20 protein-coding genes are annotated in these 19,710 nt (G+C 67.1%); 13 read left to right on the forward strand and 7 right to left on the reverse strand.

Going from position 1 to position 19,710, the window contains the following annotated elements; all coding sequences use genetic code 11:
- Positions 1-465, reverse strand: a 465-nt coding sequence (locus WMK75_RS08265) for a transposase (RefSeq protein ID WP_347267201.1), incomplete at its 3' end; no start/stop codon positions are given.
- 181 nt (positions 466-646) lie between these two features.
- On the opposite strand from WMK75_RS08265, the gene purB reads away from it, so the two are divergent.
- From purB to gap, 4 genes are all read left to right on the forward strand, one after another.
- The gene (gene purB, locus WMK75_RS08270; RefSeq protein WP_347267202.1) at positions 647-1,963 is read left to right on the forward strand and encodes an adenylosuccinate lyase; all 1,317 of its coding nucleotides are present in this window, start codon (positions 647-649) and stop codon (positions 1,961-1,963) included.
- A 59-nt stretch (positions 1,964-2,022) separates the two neighbouring features.
- Positions 2,023-3,069, forward strand: coding sequence for a FliG C-terminal domain-containing protein (locus WMK75_RS08275; protein ID WP_347267203.1), 1,047 nt, complete (start codon positions 2,023-2,025; stop codon positions 3,067-3,069).
- Positions 3,070-3,159: 90 nt separating this feature from the next.
- Positions 3,160-3,303, forward strand: coding sequence for a hypothetical protein (locus WMK75_RS08280; protein ID WP_347267204.1), 144 nt, complete (start codon positions 3,160-3,162; stop codon positions 3,301-3,303).
- A gap of 160 nt (positions 3,304-3,463) precedes the next feature.
- Positions 3,464-4,465: a type I glyceraldehyde-3-phosphate dehydrogenase gene (gap, locus tag WMK75_RS08285; RefSeq protein WP_347267205.1), complete on the forward strand. Its 1,002-nt coding sequence runs from the start codon at positions 3,464-3,466 to the stop codon at positions 4,463-4,465.
- Between the two features lie 81 nt (positions 4,466-4,546).
- Here gap and WMK75_RS08290 read toward each other — a convergent pair whose 3' ends face one another.
- Positions 4,547-4,864, reverse strand: a complete 318-nt coding sequence (locus WMK75_RS08290) for an antibiotic ABC transporter (protein WP_347267206.1) — start codon at positions 4,862-4,864, stop codon at positions 4,547-4,549.
- Between the two features lie 124 nt (positions 4,865-4,988).
- Here WMK75_RS08290 and pyrC point away from each other — a divergent pair, with 124 nt between their 5' ends.
- The 8 genes from pyrC to WMK75_RS08330 all read left to right on the forward strand — a co-directional run bounded on the left by pyrC (position 4,989) and on the right by WMK75_RS08330 (position 13,561).
- A complete protein-coding gene (gene pyrC, locus WMK75_RS08295) occupies positions 4,989-6,032 on the forward strand; it encodes a dihydroorotase (protein WP_347267207.1) in 1,044 nt (347 codons plus the stop codon).
- A complete protein-coding gene (locus WMK75_RS08300; protein WP_347267208.1) occupies positions 6,029-6,700 on the forward strand; it encodes an orotate phosphoribosyltransferase in 672 nt (223 codons plus the stop codon). Before pyrC ends, WMK75_RS08300 begins: the two co-directional genes overlap by 4 nt.
- Before the next feature lie 151 nt (positions 6,701-6,851).
- Positions 6,852-8,351, forward strand: coding sequence for a replicative DNA helicase (locus tag WMK75_RS08305; RefSeq protein WP_347267209.1), 1,500 nt, complete (start codon positions 6,852-6,854; stop codon positions 8,349-8,351).
- Positions 8,348-8,695 (forward strand): DMT family protein, encoded by a 348-nt coding sequence (locus WMK75_RS08310; protein ID WP_347267210.1) that lies wholly within the window; start codon positions 8,348-8,350, stop codon positions 8,693-8,695. Before WMK75_RS08305 ends, WMK75_RS08310 begins: the two co-directional genes overlap by 4 nt.
- Before the next feature lie 62 nt (positions 8,696-8,757).
- On the forward strand, positions 8,758-9,966 hold the full coding sequence (locus tag WMK75_RS08315) for a multidrug effflux MFS transporter (protein ID WP_347267211.1): 1,209 nt from the start codon (positions 8,758-8,760) through the stop codon (positions 9,964-9,966).
- A gap of 60 nt (positions 9,967-10,026) precedes the next feature.
- On the forward strand, positions 10,027-11,421 hold the full coding sequence (locus WMK75_RS08320) for a short-chain fatty acyl-CoA regulator family protein (RefSeq protein ID WP_347267212.1): 1,395 nt from the start codon (positions 10,027-10,029) through the stop codon (positions 11,419-11,421).
- Positions 11,422-11,823: 402 nt separating this feature from the next.
- Positions 11,824-13,080 (forward strand): DUF5930 domain-containing protein, encoded by a 1,257-nt coding sequence (locus WMK75_RS08325; RefSeq protein WP_347267213.1) that lies wholly within the window; start codon positions 11,824-11,826, stop codon positions 13,078-13,080.
- On the forward strand, positions 13,070-13,561 hold the full coding sequence (locus WMK75_RS08330; RefSeq protein ID WP_347267214.1) for a polymer-forming cytoskeletal protein: 492 nt from the start codon (positions 13,070-13,072) through the stop codon (positions 13,559-13,561). The genes WMK75_RS08325 and WMK75_RS08330 overlap by 11 nt, the downstream gene beginning before the upstream one ends.
- A gap of 60 nt (positions 13,562-13,621) precedes the next feature.
- On the opposite strand, the gene WMK75_RS08335 is transcribed toward WMK75_RS08330, so the two are convergent.
- The 4 genes from WMK75_RS08335 to WMK75_RS08350 form a co-directional block, all read right to left on the reverse strand.
- Complete coding sequence (locus WMK75_RS08335) at positions 13,622-14,464, reverse strand: DUF2189 domain-containing protein (protein WP_347267215.1); 843 nt, start codon at positions 14,462-14,464, stop codon at positions 13,622-13,624.
- A gap of 60 nt (positions 14,465-14,524) precedes the next feature.
- Positions 14,525-15,022 (reverse strand): pantetheine-phosphate adenylyltransferase, encoded by a 498-nt coding sequence (gene coaD / locus WMK75_RS08340; protein ID WP_347267216.1) that lies wholly within the window; start codon positions 15,020-15,022, stop codon positions 14,525-14,527.
- Positions 15,023-15,117: 95 nt separating this feature from the next.
- Positions 15,118-15,555 carry a CBS domain-containing protein gene (locus WMK75_RS08345; protein ID WP_347267217.1) on the reverse strand — a complete coding sequence of 146 codons (438 nt, stop codon included), beginning with the start codon at positions 15,553-15,555 and terminating at the stop codon, positions 15,118-15,120.
- Between the two features lie 102 nt (positions 15,556-15,657).
- The gene (locus tag WMK75_RS08350; protein WP_347267218.1) at positions 15,658-16,551 is read right to left on the reverse strand and encodes a LysR family transcriptional regulator; all 894 of its coding nucleotides are present in this window, start codon (positions 16,549-16,551) and stop codon (positions 15,658-15,660) included.
- A gap of 106 nt (positions 16,552-16,657) precedes the next feature.
- Between WMK75_RS08350 and WMK75_RS08355 the strand changes: the two genes are divergently transcribed.
- Positions 16,658-18,154, forward strand: coding sequence for a CoA-acylating methylmalonate-semialdehyde dehydrogenase (locus WMK75_RS08355; RefSeq protein ID WP_347267219.1), 1,497 nt, complete (start codon positions 16,658-16,660; stop codon positions 18,152-18,154).
- A 54-nt stretch (positions 18,155-18,208) separates the two neighbouring features.
- Here WMK75_RS08355 and WMK75_RS08360 read toward each other — a convergent pair whose 3' ends face one another.
- Positions 18,209-19,645 carry an NCS1 family nucleobase:cation symporter-1 gene (locus tag WMK75_RS08360; RefSeq protein WP_347267220.1) on the reverse strand — a complete coding sequence of 479 codons (1,437 nt, stop codon included), beginning with the start codon at positions 19,643-19,645 and terminating at the stop codon, positions 18,209-18,211.
- Positions 19,646-19,710: the final 65 nt, after the last annotated feature.

The raw sequence follows: 19,710 nt of genomic DNA on the forward strand, positions 1-19,710 counted from the left end.
GTTCGGCGAGCGCTTCGCCGCTTGAGCATCTGAAACCGCATGGGACGGGCCAGATACACAGAGTTTAGGACACTCCCACCAGTGGCGCTCCCATGGCTCGATGTCGACCAGCAGGTTCAGCGGGCCCGGCGCAGGGCGGCAGGGAGCCTGCACCGTGATGGTCTTCTGCCGGCGGCTCAGGGTCGAGAAGTCCGGCACCGGCCAGTCAAGCCCGGCCATCGACAGGATGCTCGCCACCATCCCTATCGTTTGCCGCAACGGCAGACCGAACAGCACCTTCACCATCAGACAGAACTGGATCGCGCCATCGCTGAACACCGGCGGTCGCCCGTTACGCCCCGCCTTGGGCGCGCGCCACACCATGGCCTTGTCCAGCCAGATCAGCAGCGACCCGCGCCGCTTCAGGGCATCATTGTAGGACTTCCAGTTCGTCGTGCGGTAGCGGGCGCATGGGGGCTTGGTCATCCGACCCGTCTAACCGCATGGATTCGCCATGTGAATCCTCAACAGACTGAGTTCTACAACAATGCCCATCGGCAGGCTGTTTTCCGGAAAGCAAAGCTGACCGGCAGCGGCCAGCCCGAATGCGCGGTTGCGGCACGGGGGGCATGCGACTAGAACCCCCCGCAAACTCAAGGAGCCCCCCATGATCCCGCGCTATTCCCGCCCCGAAATGGTCGCCATCTGGTCGCCCGAGACCAGGTTCAAGATCTGGTACGAAATCGAGGCCCATGCCTGCGACGCCCAAGCCGATCTGGGCGTGATCCCGCGCGCCAATGCCGAGGCCGTCTGGAAGGCCCGCGATGTCGAATTCGACGTGGCCCGCATCGACGAGATCGAGGCCGTCACCAAACATGATGTCATCGCCTTTCTGACCCATCTGGCCGAGCATGTCGGCAGCGACGAGGCGCGCTTCGTGCATCAGGGCATGACCAGTTCGGACGTGCTGGACACCACGCTGAACCTGCAGCTGGTGCGCGCCGCCGACATCCTGCTGGCAGATATGGACAAGGTGCTGGCCGCGCTGAAAAAGCGCGCCTTTGAGCATAAGGACACCGTCCGCATCGGCCGCAGCCACGGCATCCACGCCGAGCCCACGACCATGGGCCTGACCTTTGCCCGCTTCTACGCCGAGATGGACCGCGGCCGCACCCGCCTCCTGGCCGCGCGCGAGGAGGTCGCCACCGGCGCGATCTCGGGCGCCGTCGGCACTTTCGCCAATATCGATCCGGCGATTGAGGAACATGTCTGCGCGAAACTGGGCCTGCGCCCCGAGCCGATCAGCACGCAGGTCATCCCGCGCGACCGCCACGCCATGTTCTTTGCCACGCTGGGCGTGATCGCCAGTTCGATGGAAAACATCGCCATCGAGATCCGCCACATGCAGCGCACCGAAGTGCTTGAGGCCGAGGAATATTTCAGCCCCGGCCAGAAGGGCTCCTCGGCCATGCCGCACAAAAGGAACCCGGTGCTGACCGAGAACCTGACCGGGCTTGCGCGACTGGTGCGCATGGCCGTGGTCCCGGCGATGGAGAATGTGGCGCTTTGGCATGAGCGCGACATCAGCCATTCCTCGGTCGAGCGCGGCATCGCGCCCGACGCCACCATCACGCTGGATTTCGCCCTGAACCGGCTGGCCGGGGTGATCGAGAAACTGGTGGTCTATCCCGAGAACATGCTGAGAAACATGAACAGGTTCAGGGGGCTGGTGATGTCGCAGCGCGTGCTGCTGGCCCTGACCCAGGCCGGTGTGTCGCGCGAGGACGCCTATCGTCTGGTGCAGCGCAATGCGATGAAAGTCTGGGAACAGGGCGCCGATTTCAAGACCGAGCTTCTGGCCGATGCCGAGGTGACCGCCGCGCTTTCGCCCGCCGAGATCGAGGAGAAGTTCGACCTCGGCTATCACACCAAACATGTGGACACCATCTTTGCCCGCGTCTTCGGCGAGGCGGCCGGGCATTAACCGGACGTTCGCGTTTCTGTGACAGATTGCCCCCGAAGCAGGTGAATCGGGGGCAGACCATGGCGGTTTCCGCATTCGGCAAAAGCGAACTCAGCCCGCGGCAGAAGGCGGCGGTGATCGTGCGGCTGGTGCTGGCCGAGGGGGCGGATATCGACCTTGGCCGGCTCGCGCCGGGACTGCAGACCGGTCTCGCGCAGGAAATGGCGCTGATGGGCCTGGTCGACCGCGACACCCGCAATGCCGTGGTCGCCGAATTCTGCGACCGGCTGGAATCGATCGGCCTGTCCTTTCCCGGCGACATCGACGGCACGCTGGAACTGCTGGACGGCCATCTTTCCCCCGACACCAGCGACCGGCTGCGGCGCATGGCGGCGCTGAATGGCACCGGCGATCCCTGGGACCGCATCGCGGTGATGAACCCCGCGCTGCTGGCGGCGCTGGCGCGCAGCGAGGCGGTCGAGGTGGCGGCGGTGCTGTTCTCGAAACTGCCGGTGCCGCGCGCCGCCGAGGTCTTTGGCCTGCTCGAGCCGGGACTGGCGCGCCAGATCGCCTATGCGATGTCGCTGACCGGCGGCGTCGAGGCGCGCGCCCTGCACCGTATCGGCCAGGCGCTGATCCAGGCGGCGGATGCGGTGCCGCAGCCGCCCCTGGCCGGCAAGGCGGGCGGCAAGGTCGGGGCGATCCTGAACTCATCGGGTGCCGCGATGCGCGACAGCGTGCTGGCCGGGCTTGATGACGACGACGCCGATTTCGCCGGCGAGGTGCGCAAGACCATCTTCACCTGGGCGCATATCCCGCTGCGCATCGACCCGCGCGACATCGCCCGCATCACCCGCGAGGTCGAGGGTCCGGTGCTGCTCAAGGCGCTGACCGCGGCGCAGGGCGACGACCAGCGGACGGTGGATTTTCTGTTCGGCGGGCTCTCGACACGGCTGGCCGAAAGCATGCGCGAAGAGATCGAGGCGCTCGGCCGGGTCTCGGGCAAGGACGCCGAGGCGGCGCGCGACCAGGTCGTGGCCGCGATCCGGCGCATGGAGGCGGCGGGCGATCTGTTCCTGATCGCACCCGAACCCGAGGATGCAGACGGCATGACCGATGCCGGCTAGGGGCCGAGGCGCTTGCCCCGCGCACCCGCCTGCCCTAGCAGGGGCTGCGCCGGATCCCGACCGCCGGCAACAACCGCAGGACATCGCGCCATGACCAACCAGATCGCCCTTGTGCTGAGCCTGCTGATCCTCGGGGTCTTTGCCGCCGACGCCCTGGTGCTGCACTGGGGGCTGCCGGTCAGGCTGGGCAAGGAATTCGCCGCGCTGATCGAATATCTCAGCTTCTGGCGCTGACCCCTTGATTCGGCGCCCCGGCGCCGCATCGGATGCCGGGCGCGGCATGTTTGCGCAAACCGGGCGCGGTTTTCGCCGGGAGGGGCGCTGCGGGCATTTGCGTCGCCCCGAAATGCGGGCTATCAGCAGCGCGAAACTTCATCAGCGGCGGAGAGAACCCATGGCTGTCAAGGTGGCGATCAACGGCTTTGGCCGGATCGGTCGGAACGTGCTGCGCGCGATCATCGAATCGGGGCGCAATGATATCGAGGTCGTGGCGATCAACGATCTGGGCCCGGTCGAGACCAACGCGCATCTGCTGCGCTACGATTCCGTGCACGGCCGCTTTCCGGCCACGGTGACGGTCACCGGCGACAGCATCGATGTCGGCCGCGGCCCGATCAGGGTCACCGCGATCCGCAACCCGGCGGAACTGCCCTGGGGCGATGTCGACGTGATCATGGAATGCACCGGCATCTTCACCTCGAAGGACAAGGTGCAGCCACATCTGGCGACCGGCGCCAGGCGCGTGCTGATCTCGGCCCCCGGCGACGGCGCCGACAAGACCGTGGTCTACGGGGTGAACCACGATACGCTGACCGCCGGCGATCTTGTGGTCTCGAACGCCAGCTGCACCACCAACTGCCTGTCGCCGGTGGCCAAGGTGCTGAACGACGCCATCGGCATCAGCCGCGGCTTCATGACCACCATCCACAGCTATACGGGCGACCAGCCGACGCTGGACACCATGCACAAGGACCTCTACCGCGCCCGCGCCGCGGCGCTGTCGATGATCCCGACCTCGACCGGCGCCGCCAAGGCGGTGGGCCTGGTGCTGCCCGAACTCAAGGGCCGGCTCGACGGCGTGGCCATCCGCGTGCCGACGCCGAACGTCTCGGTGGTGGATTTCGTCTTCGAGGCCAGCCGCGACACCTCGGTGGCCGAGATCAACGACGCCATCCGCAGCGCCGCCAACGGCGCGCTGAAGGGCATCCTTGGCTATACCGACGAGCCGCTGGTCTCTTGCGACTTCAACCACGATGCGCATTCCTCGGTCTTCCACATGGACCAGACCAAGGTCATGGAGGGCCGGCTCTGCCGCATCCTGACCTGGTATGACAACGAATGGGGTTTCTCGAACCGCATGTCCGACGTGGCCGTGGCCATGGGCAAGCTGCTCTGAGCAGACGCCAGCCGCAGAACGACCAAACGCGCCACGTCACCGTGGCGCGTTTCTGATTTCTGGACCCGGGCAGCCGGCCGTTCAGTCCTTGCGGGCCGCAAGCCGGCGCATGTTGGCACGGGTGCGTCGACGATAGGGCCGGATGGCGGCGGCGACGATGCGATCGGCACGCGCCCCCCGCCCGGCGGCCCGCAGCGCCGCCTGCAGCGCCTCCGAGGCGGCATCAGCCTTTTCCAGCACCATCCGGTGCGGTTCGGCAGCGTCCTGCGGCAGCATGCCGACCATGCCCGCGGTGCGCAGCGCGATGACCATCTGCGATTCCAGCGCCATGCGCGCCATCTGCTGCCATAGCAGCAGGGGCGTCTGCAGCGCGGTGTTATTCTTCAGTCCCAAGCCCATCTGTCGATCCTTCACGCCCCCCGGCCACAAGCACTGCACCCATGTGCAAGCAATGCCAAGCCCTTCTTTTGCGCGATGCATGCCGACTATAGCCATGTGGCGCGCGCCGGTATACAGCAATGACATGACCAGATCCGTAACGCTTCGACGCCCCGACGATTGGCACCTGCACCTGCGCGACGGCGCCATGCTGCAGGCAGTGGCTTCATATTCCGGACATTTCGGCCGCGCGATCATCATGCCGAACCTGGTGCCACCGGTGGTGACGGGGGCGCAGGCCGCGGCCTATCGTGATCGCATCGGCGCCGCGCTCTCGCATGAAATGACGTTGCGTCCGCTGATGACGCTCTACTTGACCGAGACGACGGACCCCGCCGATGTCCTTGCCGCCCATGCGGCGGGAATCATCTCGGCCGTCAAGCTCTACCCGGCCGGCGCCACCACCAACTCGGCCTCGGGCGTGCGCGATTTCGACAAGGTGCGCCCCATGTTCGAGGCCATGGCCGCGGCCGGCATCCCGCTTTGCGTCCACGGCGAGGTCACCGATCCCGCCATCGACATCTTCGACCGCGAGGCGGTGTTCATCGACCGCGTGCTGGATCCGGTCCGCCGCGCGACCCCGGGCCTGCGCGTGGTCATGGAACATGTCACCACCCGCGAGGGCGTGGATTACGTCAGCGACGGCGACGACATCGGCGCCACCATCACCACCCATCACCTGGTCATCAACCGCAACCACCTCCTCGTGGGCGGCATCCGGCCGCATTACTACTGCCTGCCGGTCGCCAAGCGCGAAAGCCACCGCCTGGCGCTGCGCCGCGCCGCCACTTCGGGCAATGCGCGCTTCTTCCTCGGCACCGATTCGGCGCCCCATCCCGACCATGCCAAGGAGTCGGCCTGCGGCTGCGCCGGCTGCTTCACCGCGCCGAACACCATGTCGATCCTCGCCCAGGTCTTCGAGGACGAGGGCGCGCTCGACCGGCTCGAGGGCTTCACCTCGCTCAATGGCGCCATCTTCTATGGCCTGCCCCCGAACGAGGATCAGATCCGCCTCGTCAAGCGCGACAGACCGGCGGAATACCCCGCCCATATCCCCGCCGGCGATGACCGCGTGACCGTCTTCGACCCCGGCTTCCCGCTCTACTGGCATGTCGAGGATCCCGCATGAGCCTGCCCTTCCCCCCGCGCGAGGAAATCGCCCGGCTGACCGCCCGCATGCTGCTGGAAATCAGGGCGGTGCATTTCAACGCGGCCGCGCCCTATACCTATGCCTCGGGCCTCAAGGGTCCGACCTATATCGACTGCCGCAAGCTGATCAGCTATCCGCGCATCCGCGCCACGCTGATGGACTTTCTCGCCGCGACCGTTCTGCGCGATGCGGGATTCGACGCTTTCGACAATATCGCCGGCGGCGAGACCGCAGGCATCCCCTTCGCCGCCTTCGTGGCGGAACGGCTGGAACTGCCGATGACCTATGTGCGCAAGAAGCCCAAGGGCTACGGCCGCAACGCCCGCATCGAAGGCGCCATGACCGAGGGCCAGCGCGTGCTGCTGGTCGAGGACCTGACCACCGACGGCGGCTCCAAGCTCAGCTTCGTCGACGCCATCCGCGAAACCGGCGCCACCTGCGCCCATACGGCGGTGATCTTCTACTACGGCATCTTCCCGGAAACCACCCAGCGCCTCACCGATCACGGCGTGCAGTTGCACCACCTGTGCACCTGGTGGGACGTGCTGGCCGAGGCCCGCGCCCAGGGCTTCTACGACGCCGCCACATTGTCCGAGGTCGAAAGCTTCCTCAAGGATCCGCGCGCCTGGCAATCCGCCCACCCCTGAGCTTCTCTGTTCCCCAAATACTCATGCCGCCTCCGCCACAGGCGCCGCGGCGGCAAGTCATGCACAGCTTGTCCACAGCATATCCCGATGGACCCGGCCGGGGATTGGGTGGATAACAGCGCCACCCCGCCGAAGACCCGGAGCCCCTGGCATGAGCGAAATGCGTGCCCTCGAGATCAAAAACCCCAGCGAGATCGCCTCGGCCGCGGCCGAACAGGCGGTGCCCTTCTCGATCGAGGCCGAACAGCAGCTTCTGGGCGCGCTGCTGACCAACAACGAGGTCTATGACCATGTCTCGCGCGTCATCCAGCCGCGGCATTTCTACGACCCGGTGCATCGGCGCATCTACGAGATCTGCGCCGAGCGGGTGACCCGCAACGCCCTGGCCAGCCCGGTCACCATCAAGGCCTTCATGGAACACGACGCGGGGCTCAGGGAATTGGGCGGGCCGGCCTATCTGGCGCGGCTGGCCGGGGCGGCGATCTCGTCGCATGCGGCGCGCGACTATGCGCAGATGATCCGCGAATTCGCCCTGCGCCGCGACCTGATCACGCTTGGCCATGACATCGCCGCGCGCGCCACCACGGTCTCGGTCAGCGATTCCGCCGAGGAGCAGATCAAGGAGGCCGAGCAGGTCCTCTACAAGCTGGGCGAACAGGGCGTGGCCGAGCGCGGATTCCAAAGCTTCCTGCAGGCGGTAGCCGGGGCGCTGAATGCCGCCAATGCCGCCTACAGCCGCGGCGGCGGGCTTTCGGGCGTCTCCTGCGGCCTGATCGACCTCGACAACAAGATGGGCGGACTGAACCGCTCGGACCTGATCATCCTGGCCGGGCGGCCGTCGATGGGCAAGACCTCGCTGGCGACCAATATCGCCTTCAACGTCGCCCGCGCGCATCGCCGCGGCGACCTCCCCGACGGCAGCCACGGCACGGTGGCGGGCGGCGTGGTCGGCTTCTTCAGCCTCGAGATGTCCTCCGAGCAGCTGGCGGCGCGCATCCTCTCCGAGGCGGCCGAGGTGCCCAGCGAATCCATCCGCCGCGGCGACATGACCGAGGAAGAGTTCCGCCGCTTCGTCAAGGCGGCGCATGAGTTGCAGAACTGCCCGCTTTTCATCGACGACACCCCGGCGCTGCCGATCAACCAGCTGGCCGCCCGCGCCCGCAAGCTCAAGCGCACCCAGGGGCTCGACCTCTTGATCGTGGACTATCTGCAGCTGCTGCGCGCCGCCAGCGCCAAGGACAGCCGCGTGAACGAGGTCTCCGAGATCACCCAGGGGCTCAAGGCCATCGCCAAGGAACTGGACATCCCGGTGATCGCGCTCTCGCAGCTGTCGCGCCAGGTCGAGAACCGCGAGGACAAGCGCCCGCAGCTCTCGGACCTGCGCGAATCCGGCTCGATCGAGCAGGACGCCGACATCGTGATGTTCGTCTTCCGCGAGGAATATTACCGCGAGCGGGAAAAGCCCGCCGACCACGATCTCGACAAGATGGCCGCCTGGCAGCAGGTCATGGAATCGTGCCACGGCAAGGCCGAGGTGATCATCGGCAAGCAGCGCCACGGCCCGATCGGCACGGTCGAGCTTTCCTTCGAGGGCCGCTTCACCCGCTTTGGCAATCTTGAAAAGCACCGCAGCTGGGACCGCGGCGCATGAGCCTGCCGGCCCCGGTCCTGACCGTCGGGCTGCTGCTTTTGTCGAATCTGTTCATGACTCTGACCTGGTATGGGCATCTCAGGTTCAAGGCAGCACCGCTGGCGGCGGTGATCCTGGTCAGCTGGGGCATCGCCTTTTTCGAATATGTGCTGCAGGTGCCGGCCAACCGCATCGGCCACGGCCATTTCAGCGCCGCCCAGTTCAAGACCATCCAGGAGGTGATCAGCCTCCCGGTCTTCGTGCTGTTTTCCTGGCTCTGGCTGGGCGAGGCGCTGACCTGGAGCGTCGGCGTGGGCCTTGCTTTCATCTGCCTTGGCGCGGCGTTGATCTTCGCCCCGCCCTGAGGTGAAACAGTCGCAGGCAAACGGATGGTTGCCTTTACCCGCATCTGCGGCAAAGTGACGCCATGACCCTTGCCACCTCTCCCGTTGCGCGCCGGCCCAATATCGTCACCCTGGTGACCATCTCGGCCACGGCCGCGCTGTCGATGAACATCTTCCTGCCGTCCCTGCCCGCCATGGCCGAGGATTTCGGCGTCGAATACGGCTTCATGCAGCTTTCGGTCTCGGCCTTCCTCGGGGTCAGCGCCGTGGTGCAGCTGCTCTGCGGCCCGATCAGCGACCGCTTCGGGCGCCGGCCGGTGGTGCTGGGTTCGTTCGCGATCTTCCTGCTGGCGACACTCGGCACGCTACTGGCGCCGGACGCCTACTGGTTCATGGCATTCCGGCTGACCCAGGCGGTGATCACCACCGGCTTCGTGATCAGCCGCGCCATCGTGCGCGACATGGTGCCGGCCGAACAGGCCGCCAGCATGATCGGCTATGTCACCATGGGCATGTCGCTGGTGCCGATGATCGCCCCCACCATCGGCGGCATCCTGGACGAAACCCTGGGCTGGCGCGCCAGTTTCGTCGCCATGGGGCTGGCGGGCCTGGGCGTGATGACGCTTTGCGCCATCGCCCTGCCCGAAACCGCGCGCGACGGCGGCGTGCCGCTGGCCAGGCAGATCGCCACCTATCCGGTGCTGGCGCGCTCGCGCCGCTTCTGGGGCTATGCGCTGTCGGCGACGCTGTGCGCCGGCGCCTTCTATGCCTATCTGGGCGGCGCGCCCTTTGTCGGGCAAAGCGTCATGCAACTTTCCGCGGCCGAGATCGGCTACTGGTTCGCCCTGCCCTCGCTGGGCTATGCCTGCGGCAATTTCATCTCGGCGCGCTTTACCGTGCGGCTGGGGATGAACAACCTGATCCTTGCCGGGGCGATCATCAGCACGGTGTTTCTCGCGGGCACGGTGATCGCGGATCTGCTGGACATGCTGACGCCGCTGCTGTTCTTCGGCGCCGTGGGCTTCATGGGCCTCGGCAACGGCCTCCTGATGCCCAATGCCAATGCCGGGTTGATGAGCGTGCGCCCGGAACTGGCCGGCACCGCCAGCGGTCTTGGCGGCGCGCTGAGCGTGGCGGGCGGCGCCGGGCTGGCGGCGCTGGCCGGGGCGCTGCTGAACGAGCAATCCGGCGCCATGCCGCTGCTGATCATCATGACACTGTCCTCGGCGGGTTCGGTGGCGGCGATCCTGTGGGTGCTGGTGCGCGAAAGGCAGCTGCTGCGCGGGCGCTGACGCCCCTTGCGGCGCCTCCTTTGCAAAGACTATTCCTGTCTTTGCAAAGGAGGTGCCGCGATGTCCATGCAAAAGATCTATGCCGGCGTGTCGCTGCGCGAGACGCGCGCCCGCGCCGGGCTCAGCCAGCGCGCCTTTGCCGAAAGGCTGGGCGTGTCGCTGCCCTATCTTTCGCAGATGGAGAACAACCACCGCCCGGTCTCGGCCGGGGTGTTGCTGCGGCTCGCCTCGGAATTTGCCGTCGATCTGGGCGCCATGGCGGTGGGCGACGCCGAGCGCATGGTCATGGACATGGCCGAGGCCCTGGCCGATCCGCTGTTCGACAGTGCGCCGCCGCGCGCCGACCTGCGGCTGGCCGCGACCAATGCCCCGGCGCTGGCGCGGGCCTTTCTCGACCTTTACCGCGCGCATCGCGAGGGGCAGGAGCGGCTGGCAGCCATGGACGAGGCGCTGGGCGCCGGCGCCCAGAACGCCACCCCCTCGCCCTGGGAAGAGGTGCGCGACTTTTTCCACTATTGCGACAACTATATCGACGCCGTGGACCGCGCCGCCGAACAGTTCGCCCGCAACCGCCCCGAGTCCCGGCCGCTGGAGCGCGCCATCGCCGGCCTTGCCGAACGCGGCATCAAGGTGGCGCTGGCGGAACTGGGCAGCGGCGCCGTCTATCTGCGCGAGGGCGCGCGCATCACGCTGAACGCCACCGCCCAGCCCGCGACCCAGGCATTCCAGCTGTTGCACCTGCTGGCGCTGGAAAGCCGCCGCGACCTGATCGAGGCGACGCTGGAACTGGCGCGCTTTCGCAGCGATGCGGCGCGCGACATCGCGCGGCTGGGGCTGGCCAATTATTTTGCCGGCGCCGCGATGATGCCCTATGCCCGCTTTCTGGCCGCCGCCCGCGCCGAGCGCCACGATCTGGAACGACTGGCGCATCTGTTCCACGCCTCTCTGGAACAGGTCGCGCACCGGCTTTCGACCATGCAGCGCGGCGGCGATCGCGGCGTGCCGTTCTTTTTCGTGCGCGTCGACCAGGCCGGCACGATCACCAAACGCCATTCCGCGACGCGCATGCAATTCGCCCGTTTCGGCGGCGCCTGCCCCTTGTGGAACGTGCACCAGGCCTTCGAGACCCCCGGCCGCTTTCTGCGGCAACTGGCCGAGACCCCGGACGGCAAGCGCTATCTGCTGCTGGCGCGCGATGTCTCGAAACCGGCCGGCGCCTTCGGCGCGCCGGTGCGCCGCTTTGCCATCGGCCTGGGCTGCGAGGTCAGCCATGCCCGCGATCTGGTCTATGCCGACGGGCTGGATCTGGGCAATCCGGCGCTGTTCGAGCCGATCGGCGTGTCCTGCCGCATCTGCCCGCGGCCGGACTGCCACCAGCGCTCGGTGCCGCCCATGGATCGGCTGGTGCGCATCCCGCCCGACCGCCCCGGCCCGCTGCCCTATGAGATCGCCTGAGGCGCGGGCAACGCCGAAACCCGCCCGCGGTTCCCGGCCGCGACTCGCCCCGGCGGCGCGCCGCCGGTGATTCTGCGCCGCGGCACGGCAGACACGGCCGCAGCCGGATCGTCGCGAAAAGCGCCGCAAAACGGTGCGGAAAGCGGTATTGCCTGAAATAACCGTTATCTCACAATGTAATAACGCGGATTTCTCGACTTTATGCCTGGTCCGGGGTTCCCGCCCCTTGTCCGCACCGGCGGGTTTCCTCCTGCATGGCCGGCATGCTTCGGCGTCAATCCGCCCAAGAGGGGCACATAAAATCCCTCGTTGTTGCACTTCAGGCACAGGTCGGATTTACCCCTGCGCAGCCAAGGCCGCCATCGCTCGGCAGGCCGGACGAAACAACGTGGAACCGGGACATTGAGCATTACCGACAGCCTGAATTCCGTGCTTGAGCGCTGGTTGCCCGAGCAGCGACTTTTCCTGAAATCGGACAGTTCCACCCGCTTCCTGCGGCTGCGGCCGGCGACGCAGCTGGCGGCGCTGGCCGGCTCGGCGCTGGTCTTCGGCTGGGCGGTGGTCGCCAGCTCCATCCTGGTGTTCGACGCGATCGGCGCCGGCAATGCCCGCGATCAGGCCCGCATCGGCGAGGCCGCGCTCGAGGCGCGGCTGAGCGATCTCTCGGCCGAGCGCGACAGCCGCGCCGCCGAGGCCGCCGCAGCGCAGAACCGCTTCAGCGCGGCGTTGGACCAGGTGTCGCGCATGCAGTCGCAACTGCTGGAATCCGAGGCCCGCGAGCGCGAGCTGCAGGGCGGGCTGGACGCGGTGCGCAGCAGCCTGCAAGAGACCGGCGAAACGGCTGGCAAGCCCGCAGTGCGCACCGCCGAGTTGCAGGCGGCGCTGGACGTGCTCTCGGACGAGTTGAAACAGGCCGCCGACGACCGCGCCGAGGCGTTGCGCCGCGCCGAGGACGCGCAGCGCACCGCCGCGGCGGTGACGCTGGAGCGCAACCAGATCGTCGCCCGCAACGACGAGATCCTGTCGCAGCTCGAGGACGCGGTCAGCGTCTCGGTCGAGCCCCTGGACGAGATGTTTCGCAGCGTCGGCGTCAACCCCGAGGACATCCTGCGCACCGTGCGCGAGGGCTATTCCGGCCAGGGCGGGCCGCTGAACCCGGTCAGCTATTCCTCGAGCGGCGACGCCGAGATCAGCCAGGGCGCCGCCAAGGCCAACGAGATCCTGATCACGCTGGACCAGATCAACAGCTACCGCATCGCGGCTGAAAAGATGCCGCTGGCCATGCCGGTGCAGGCGGCCTTCCGCTATACCTCGCCCTTCGGCCGCCGCTGGGGCCGCGCGCATGAGGGCATCGACATGGCCGGTCCGGTCGGCACGCCGATCCATTCGACCGCCGAAGGGACAGTGATCTTTGCCGGCTGGCAGCGCGGCTATGGCAATCTCGTGAAGATCCAGCACGAGCTGGGCACCGAGACGCGCTATGGCCACATGTCGCGTATTCGCGTCAAGGTCGGGCAAAAGGTGTCGCGCGGCAGCCGGATCGGTGATATGGGCAATACCGGCAGGTCCACCGGCTCGCACCTTCATTATGAGGTTCGGGTGAACGGCCGTGCCGTGAACCCCATGAGCTTCATCAAGGCAGCGCAGAATGTTTTCTAAGACCCGCGTCACCGAACCTGGCCCCCGCGCCCAGCCGCAGCCCGAGCCCGAAGCCCTCCGCAGCCCCGAGCCGGGTCTGGCGGCGCCGGGCGGGGCGCGGGTGCGCAGCGCGCCCTCGGTTCTGGCGGCGGATCTGACGGTGACCGGCAATATCCGCACCGAGGGCGATGTCCAGATCGAGGGCACGCTCGAGGGCGACATCCGTGCGCATCAGCTGGTCGTCGGCGAAAGCGCAACCATCCGCGGCGAGCTTGTCGCCGAAGAGGTGGTGGTCAACGGCCGGGTCATCGGTCGCGTCCGCGGGCTGAAGGTGCGCCTGACCGCCTCGGCCCGGGTCGAGGGCGACATCATCCACAAGACCATCGCCATCGAATCCGGCGCGCATTTCGAAGGCTCGGTGCAGCGCCAGGAGGACCCGCTGGCCAATGCCCCGACGCCGAAACTGGCGCCGCCCAGCCCGCGCGCGGTCAGCGACGCCTGAGCGCCAAACCCGGCGCATCCCCGTCAGGGCGGCCCTTGGCCGCCCCTTGTCGTTTCCGGGTCATTCCGGGTCGGGCATCAGCAGCCGATACATGTGCCAGCTGGCGTGCCCCAGCAGCGGCAGCACCACGAACAGGCCCAGAAACAGCGGCAGGATTGCCAGGAACAGCAGCGCCGCGATCAGCCCCGCCCAGACCAGCATCACCCCGGGATTGGCGGCGACCGCCTGAAAGCTGGCGATGATCGCCGAGACCAGGTCCACCTCGCGGTCAAGGATCAGCGGCATCCCGACCACGGTGACGGCAAACAGCACCGCGGCAAATCCCGCCCCGATCAGCCCGCCGGTCGCCAGCATGACCAGCCCGCGCCCCTGCAGCAGCAGTTCCGGCGAGGAGGTGATATTGGTCAGCGCCGAGACGCCCATGAACAGCGCAAAGACCGTATGCGCGACAAAGACCCAGAACATGAACATCAGCAGGATCAGCATGGCCATCGAGGGCACCTGCCGGTCCTTTTGCGCCACGACCACCGCCAGGATCTCGCGCCAGAGCAGCAGATCATGCGCCTCGATGCGGCGGCTGACCTCGTAGAGCCCCACCGCGGCAAAGGGCGCGATCAGCGGAAAGCCGACGACGAAGGGCATCAGCCACCATTCCCGCCCGGTGGCCGAGGCCACCGCAGTCAACACCAGCCCGCCCGCGACATAGAAGGCGGAAAAGAACAGCCCATAGGCCGGGGCGCGGCAGAAATCGCGCCAGCCGGCGGCCAGCGCCGCGGCGATGGCGCCATGCCCCAGCACCGCCGGCAGGGGAATCTCGTCCGGGCCGGGGTCAGGCAGGGGATCGGGCAGCGGCGGGCGTTCGGGTTCGGGGAAAGGCGTGGGAATGGGTTTCGGCTCGGTCACGTCCGGTGGCTCCTGCGGTCGATCAGCGCAGGTTAGCAGGACGCCGGCAAAGGAAAAGCCTCAGCGTGCGTAGCGGCGACGCAGAAGCTCGTTCACCTCGGGGGTGACGAATTTCGACACGTTTCCGCCAAGGCGCGCGATTTCCTTGACCAGTTTCGAGGCGATGGCCTGGCGCCGGGCGTCGGCCATCAGGAACACCGTCTCGATGCTGGCATCCAGCGCCCGGTTCATGCCGACCATCTGGAATTCATATTCGAAATCGGCGACCGCGCGCAGTCCGCGCAGGATCACTGTGGCGCCGACATCGCGGGCGCAGTCGATCAGCAGGTTCTCGAACGGATGCACGACGATCTCGCGGTCGGGGCGGCCGGCCACCAGCCGGTCGCATTCCGCCTGCACCATGGCGACCCGGTCCTCAAGCGCGAAGGCCGGGCCCTTGTCGCGGTTGATCGCCACGCCGATCACCAGCCGGTCCACCAGTTCCAGCGCCCGCTGGATGATGTCGATATGGCCCAGGGTCACGGGATCGAAGGTGCCGGGATAAAGGCCGATGCGCATGTTGGGTCCCTCGCGGTGCGGATCAGCGGCAGTCAAACAGGTTTTCCGGCGCGACCGCAAGGGCTTCTGCCCACATGCGGCGCGCGCCGGCGGGCCTAGTTGCCCATGATCATCCCGGTCAGCGCCTCCTGCTCGGCGGCCATTTCCTTGAGCCGGGCAAAGACCGTGTCGCCGATCGAGACGATGCCCAGCATCTCGCCCTCGGCATTCACCACCGGCAGGTGGCGGAAACGCCCCTGGGTCATGCGGTCGAGAATGGCCAGCGCGTCCTCGCCGGTGGTGCAGGTCTCAAGCTTGCGGGTCATCAACTCGGTGATCGGCTGGTCAAGAATGGCGGCACCGCGCTTGCCCAGTTCGCGCACGATGTCGCGTTCCGACAGGATGCCCAGCGGGCGCTTGCCATCCTCGCTGACCACGATCGCGCCGATGCGCTTTTCCGACAGAAGCTTCGCCGCCTCGGCCACGGTGGCCGAAGGCGCCACGGTATAGATGACGCCGCTGGCTTTCATCGACATGATCTGGTTCACGAGCATCGCAGTTCCTCCCTCTGGCTGCAGCGGCCGGGGCGCGGCCTTGCATCCCAGCGTTGCCGCAACCGCTGTTTGCGTCAAGCCCGATGTTGCACTGCGGCATGATCAGCCGGGGATCAGCGCCTGCAACCGCGCCACTTCGGTCCGGATGCCCTGCGCCAGCGCGTCGGCAAGCCGGTTCATGCGCTGCGAGCGGCGGTCGTCGGCATGGCGGATCAACCAGAAGCTGCGCGTCAGCGAAATCTCGTCCATCAACACCCGGCGCACACCGGGGCAGAAGGGAATGGCAAAGTCATGCACGATCCCCAGACCCGCGCCGACGCGAATCGCCTGCATCTGCACCGAGACCGAATTCGAGGTCAGCGCCGCCCATTCCGCGCCGGTCTCGGTCAGGTAATCCAGCTCGCGGTCAAAGATCATGTCGGGGATATAGCCGATCATGCGATGCCCGCGCAGATCCTCGCGCGCCCGGATCGGGGGGTGCGCGTCCAGATAATCCTCATGCGCGGCCAGATGCAGGTGATAGTCGGTCAGCCGCTGCACCACCAGCCGCCCGGCGCGGGGCTGGGACACGGCGATGGCCATGTCGGCCTCGCGCCGCGACAGGTTGAACACCCGCGGCAGCGCCACGATCTGCAGCTCCAGCCCCGGATGGCTTTCGCACAGCCGGGCGCAGATCTGCGGCAGCAGGTAGTTGGCGCAGCCGTCCGGCGCGCCGATGCGCAGCTGCCCGGTCAGCTCGCCCGGGCCCGACAGCGCCTCCTCGGCGCCGCTCAACGCCAGTTCCACCGCCTCGGCATGGGGCAAGAGCCGCTCGCCCTCGGGGGCGAGGCCATAGCCCTGTGGCGTCTTCAAAAACAGCTTGGCGCCCAGCGCCCCCTCCAGCCGCGCCACCCGCCGCCCGACGGTCGAGGCGTCGATGCCCAGCCGCCGTCCGGCGCCCGACAGGCTGTCGGCGCGCGCCACCGCTAGAAAGATGCGCAGATCGTCCCAGTCCATCGCCGCTGCCTTTGCAGAATTGCAAAACGCTTTTGCCAGACTTCCTCTTTCCTTGGCAATGATGCAAGTCTATGATCCGCCTCGAAGCTGGATTGAGGAGGCACAGATGCAAGAACTGAACCACTGGATCGACGGCAAAGAGGTCAAGGGCACCTCGGGCCGCTTCAGCGATGTCATGAACCCCGCCACCGGCGAAGTGATCGCCCGCGTGCCGCTGGCCACCCCGGCCGAGCTGGACGCCGCCGTGCGCAGCGCCGAAAAGGCGCAGATCGCCTGGGCCGCCACCAACCCGCAGCGCCGCGCGCGGGTGATGATGCGCTTTGGCCAGCTGATCAACGACAATATGGACATGCTGGCCGAGCTGGTCTCGCGCGAGCATGGCAAGACCCTGCCCGACGCGCGCGGCGACGTGCAGCGCGGTCTTGAGGTGATCGAGGTCTGCATGGGCGCCCCCGCGCTGCTGAAGGGCGAATACAGCGACAACGCCGGTCCTGGCATCGACCTTTATTCCATGCGCCAGCCGCTGGGCGTGGTCGCGGGGATCACGCCGTTCAACTTTCCGGCGATGATTCCGCTGTGGAAGATGGGCCCGGCGCTGTCATCGGGCAATGCCATGATCCTGAAGCCCTCCGAGCGCGTGCCCTCGACCTCGCTGGCGCTGGCAAAGCTCGCGCAGGAGGCCGGCCTGCCCGACGGCGTGCTGCAGGTCGTCAACGGCGACAAGGAGATCGTGGACGCGATCCTCGACCATCCGGCCGTGCAGGCGGTGGGCTTTGTCGGCTCGACCCCGATCGCGCAATACATCTACGGCCGCGCCGCCGCCAACGGCAAGCGCGCGCAGTGTTTCGGCGGCGCCAAGAACCACATGCTGATCATGCCCGACGCCGACATGGACAAGGCGGCGGATGCGCTGCTGGGCGCCGGCTTCGGCGCGGCGGGCGAACGCTGCATGGCGATCTCGGTCGCGGTGCCGGTGGGCGACAAGACCGCCGACGCGCTGATCGAGCGGCTGGTGCCGAAGATCGAAAAGCTGAAGGTCGGCCCCTATACTGCCGGCGAGGACGTGGATTTCGGCCCGGTGATCACCGCCGCTTCGCGCGACCGCATCAACCGGCTGATCGAATCCGGCGTGCAACAGGGTGCGAAGCTGGTGGTCGATGGCCGCGGGCTGAAGATCCAGGGCTATGAGAACGGGTTTTTCTGCGGCCCGTCGCTGTTTGACAATGTGACCCGCGACATGGACATCTACAAGGAGGAGATCTTTGGTCCCGTCCTGTCCACCGTCCGCGCCAGATCCTATGAAGAGGCGCTGCAGCTGGTCGTGGACAACGATTATGGCAACGGCACCGCGATCTATACCGCCGACGGCGACACGGCGCGCGACTTTGCCAGCCGGGTGAATGTGGGCATGGTCGGCATCAACTTCCCGATCCCGGTGCCGCTGAGCTATTACACCTTCGGCGGCTGGAAGAAGTCGGGCTTTGGCGACCTGAACCAGTATGGTCCCGACGCCTTCCGCTTCTACACCAAGACCAAGACGGTGACCGCGCGCTGGTTCGCGGGTTCAAGCGACACCGGCCTGCATTTCAAGGCCCTGGACTGACGACGGTGGCCGGGGGGCCGTCCCCCCGGCCCCGCCCCCTGTCACCGCCCCCTGTCACCGGGCCCTGTCACCGGCGCGCAGCAGGAAATAGGTGCCGCCACCCGTCGCCACGCCGAAGAACCAGCCGTAGATGCCCCACCAGGACGGCAGCAGCGAGGTGAAGGTCGGCAGGATCGAACTGAAGATCATGCCCACCGCCAGTGCCACGAAGGCCTTGACATGCCAGCCGTTGTGAAAGCGGAACTCGCCATGTTCCTGATAAAGCGCATTCACATCGACAACGCCGCGGCGGATCAGATAGTAATCCACCATCAGGATGCCAAAGATCGGCCCCATGGTCGACCCGACGAAGTTCACGAAATGCGTGGCGTTCGTCTCCCAGGGCGACCAGGGGTAAAGCGCCAGCGCGATCAGGGCGGCGATGAAGCCGCCGCGCTTGAAGCTGATGTGCTTGGGGATGGTGTTGGAAAAGTCGAAGGCGGCCGAGACGAAGTTCGCCACCACGTTGATGCCCAGCGTCGCCACGGCAAAGGTGACCGCCGCCAGGATGGACAGGAACAGGCTGTCGAACTTGGCGCTGACCTGGTCGGGATGCAGCAGCACCTCGCCATAGACATGCCAGGCGGCGGTGGTGGTGACGCCGGCCACCAGACAGAAGGCCAGCAGGTTGATCGGCAGCCCCCAGGCATTGCCGCGCCGCAGGGCGGCCTCGTCGCGCGCATAGCGCGAGAAGTCGCAGAAGTTCAGGTAGAGCGCGGCGAAATAGGTGATCCAGGTCGCCGCCACCGCCATCAGCGTGATCAGCGAACCGGGCGTGCCGGGCACACCGGCGCTGCGCGTCGCCTCAAGCAGCACGTCCTCGGGGATCTCCGAGCCGAAGCTGATCTTGCCGGCCTTGATCACCAGATAGACCGCCAGTACCAGCATGGCCAGCCAGACCGCCGGCCCGGCCCAGTCCTGGAACTTGCGCACCGTCTCCATGCCGTTCTGGATGATCAGCAACTGCGCCACCCAGACGCCGAAATAGCAGATCACCTCCAGCGTGGAATGGCCCAGCAGATGGCTGTTCTGGTGGAATTCCACCATGGCCGGGCTGCGCAGCAAAAGCGCCACGATCGCCCCCGAGGCGGCCGCGGTCTGCGCCCCATACCAGAAACAGGCCACCACGGCCCGGATCATCGCCGGGGCATTGGCGCCGAATGTGCCGAAACTGGCGCGCGCCAGCACCGGAAAGGGCACCCCGGTCCTGACCCCGGCCAGGCCCACCATCTGCATCAGAAAGTAGATCACCAGCGACCCAAGCCCGATCGCCAGCACGAAGTTGATCAGGTTGCCGCACAGCAGGAACAGGCTGGCAGCCAGGTAATAGCCCCAAAGGCTGTGGACATCCGATGTCCAGACGTTGAAAATCGAGAACGCGCCCCAGCGCCTTTCCTCGGCGGGGGCGAGATCCTCGTTGTAAAGGTTTGGCGAAGGATTCTTGACCTGCATGACAGCACCCTGTTCCCTGCACCCGCCAGCGATGACGGTTTCGTGATGCTAGACCCGCAATCCGG

It is taken from the genome of Paracoccus sp. (in: a-proteobacteria) (genome assembly GCF_039808215.1).
In the GTDB taxonomy this organism is placed as follows: Bacteria; Pseudomonadota; Alphaproteobacteria; order Rhodobacterales; family Rhodobacteraceae; genus Paracoccus.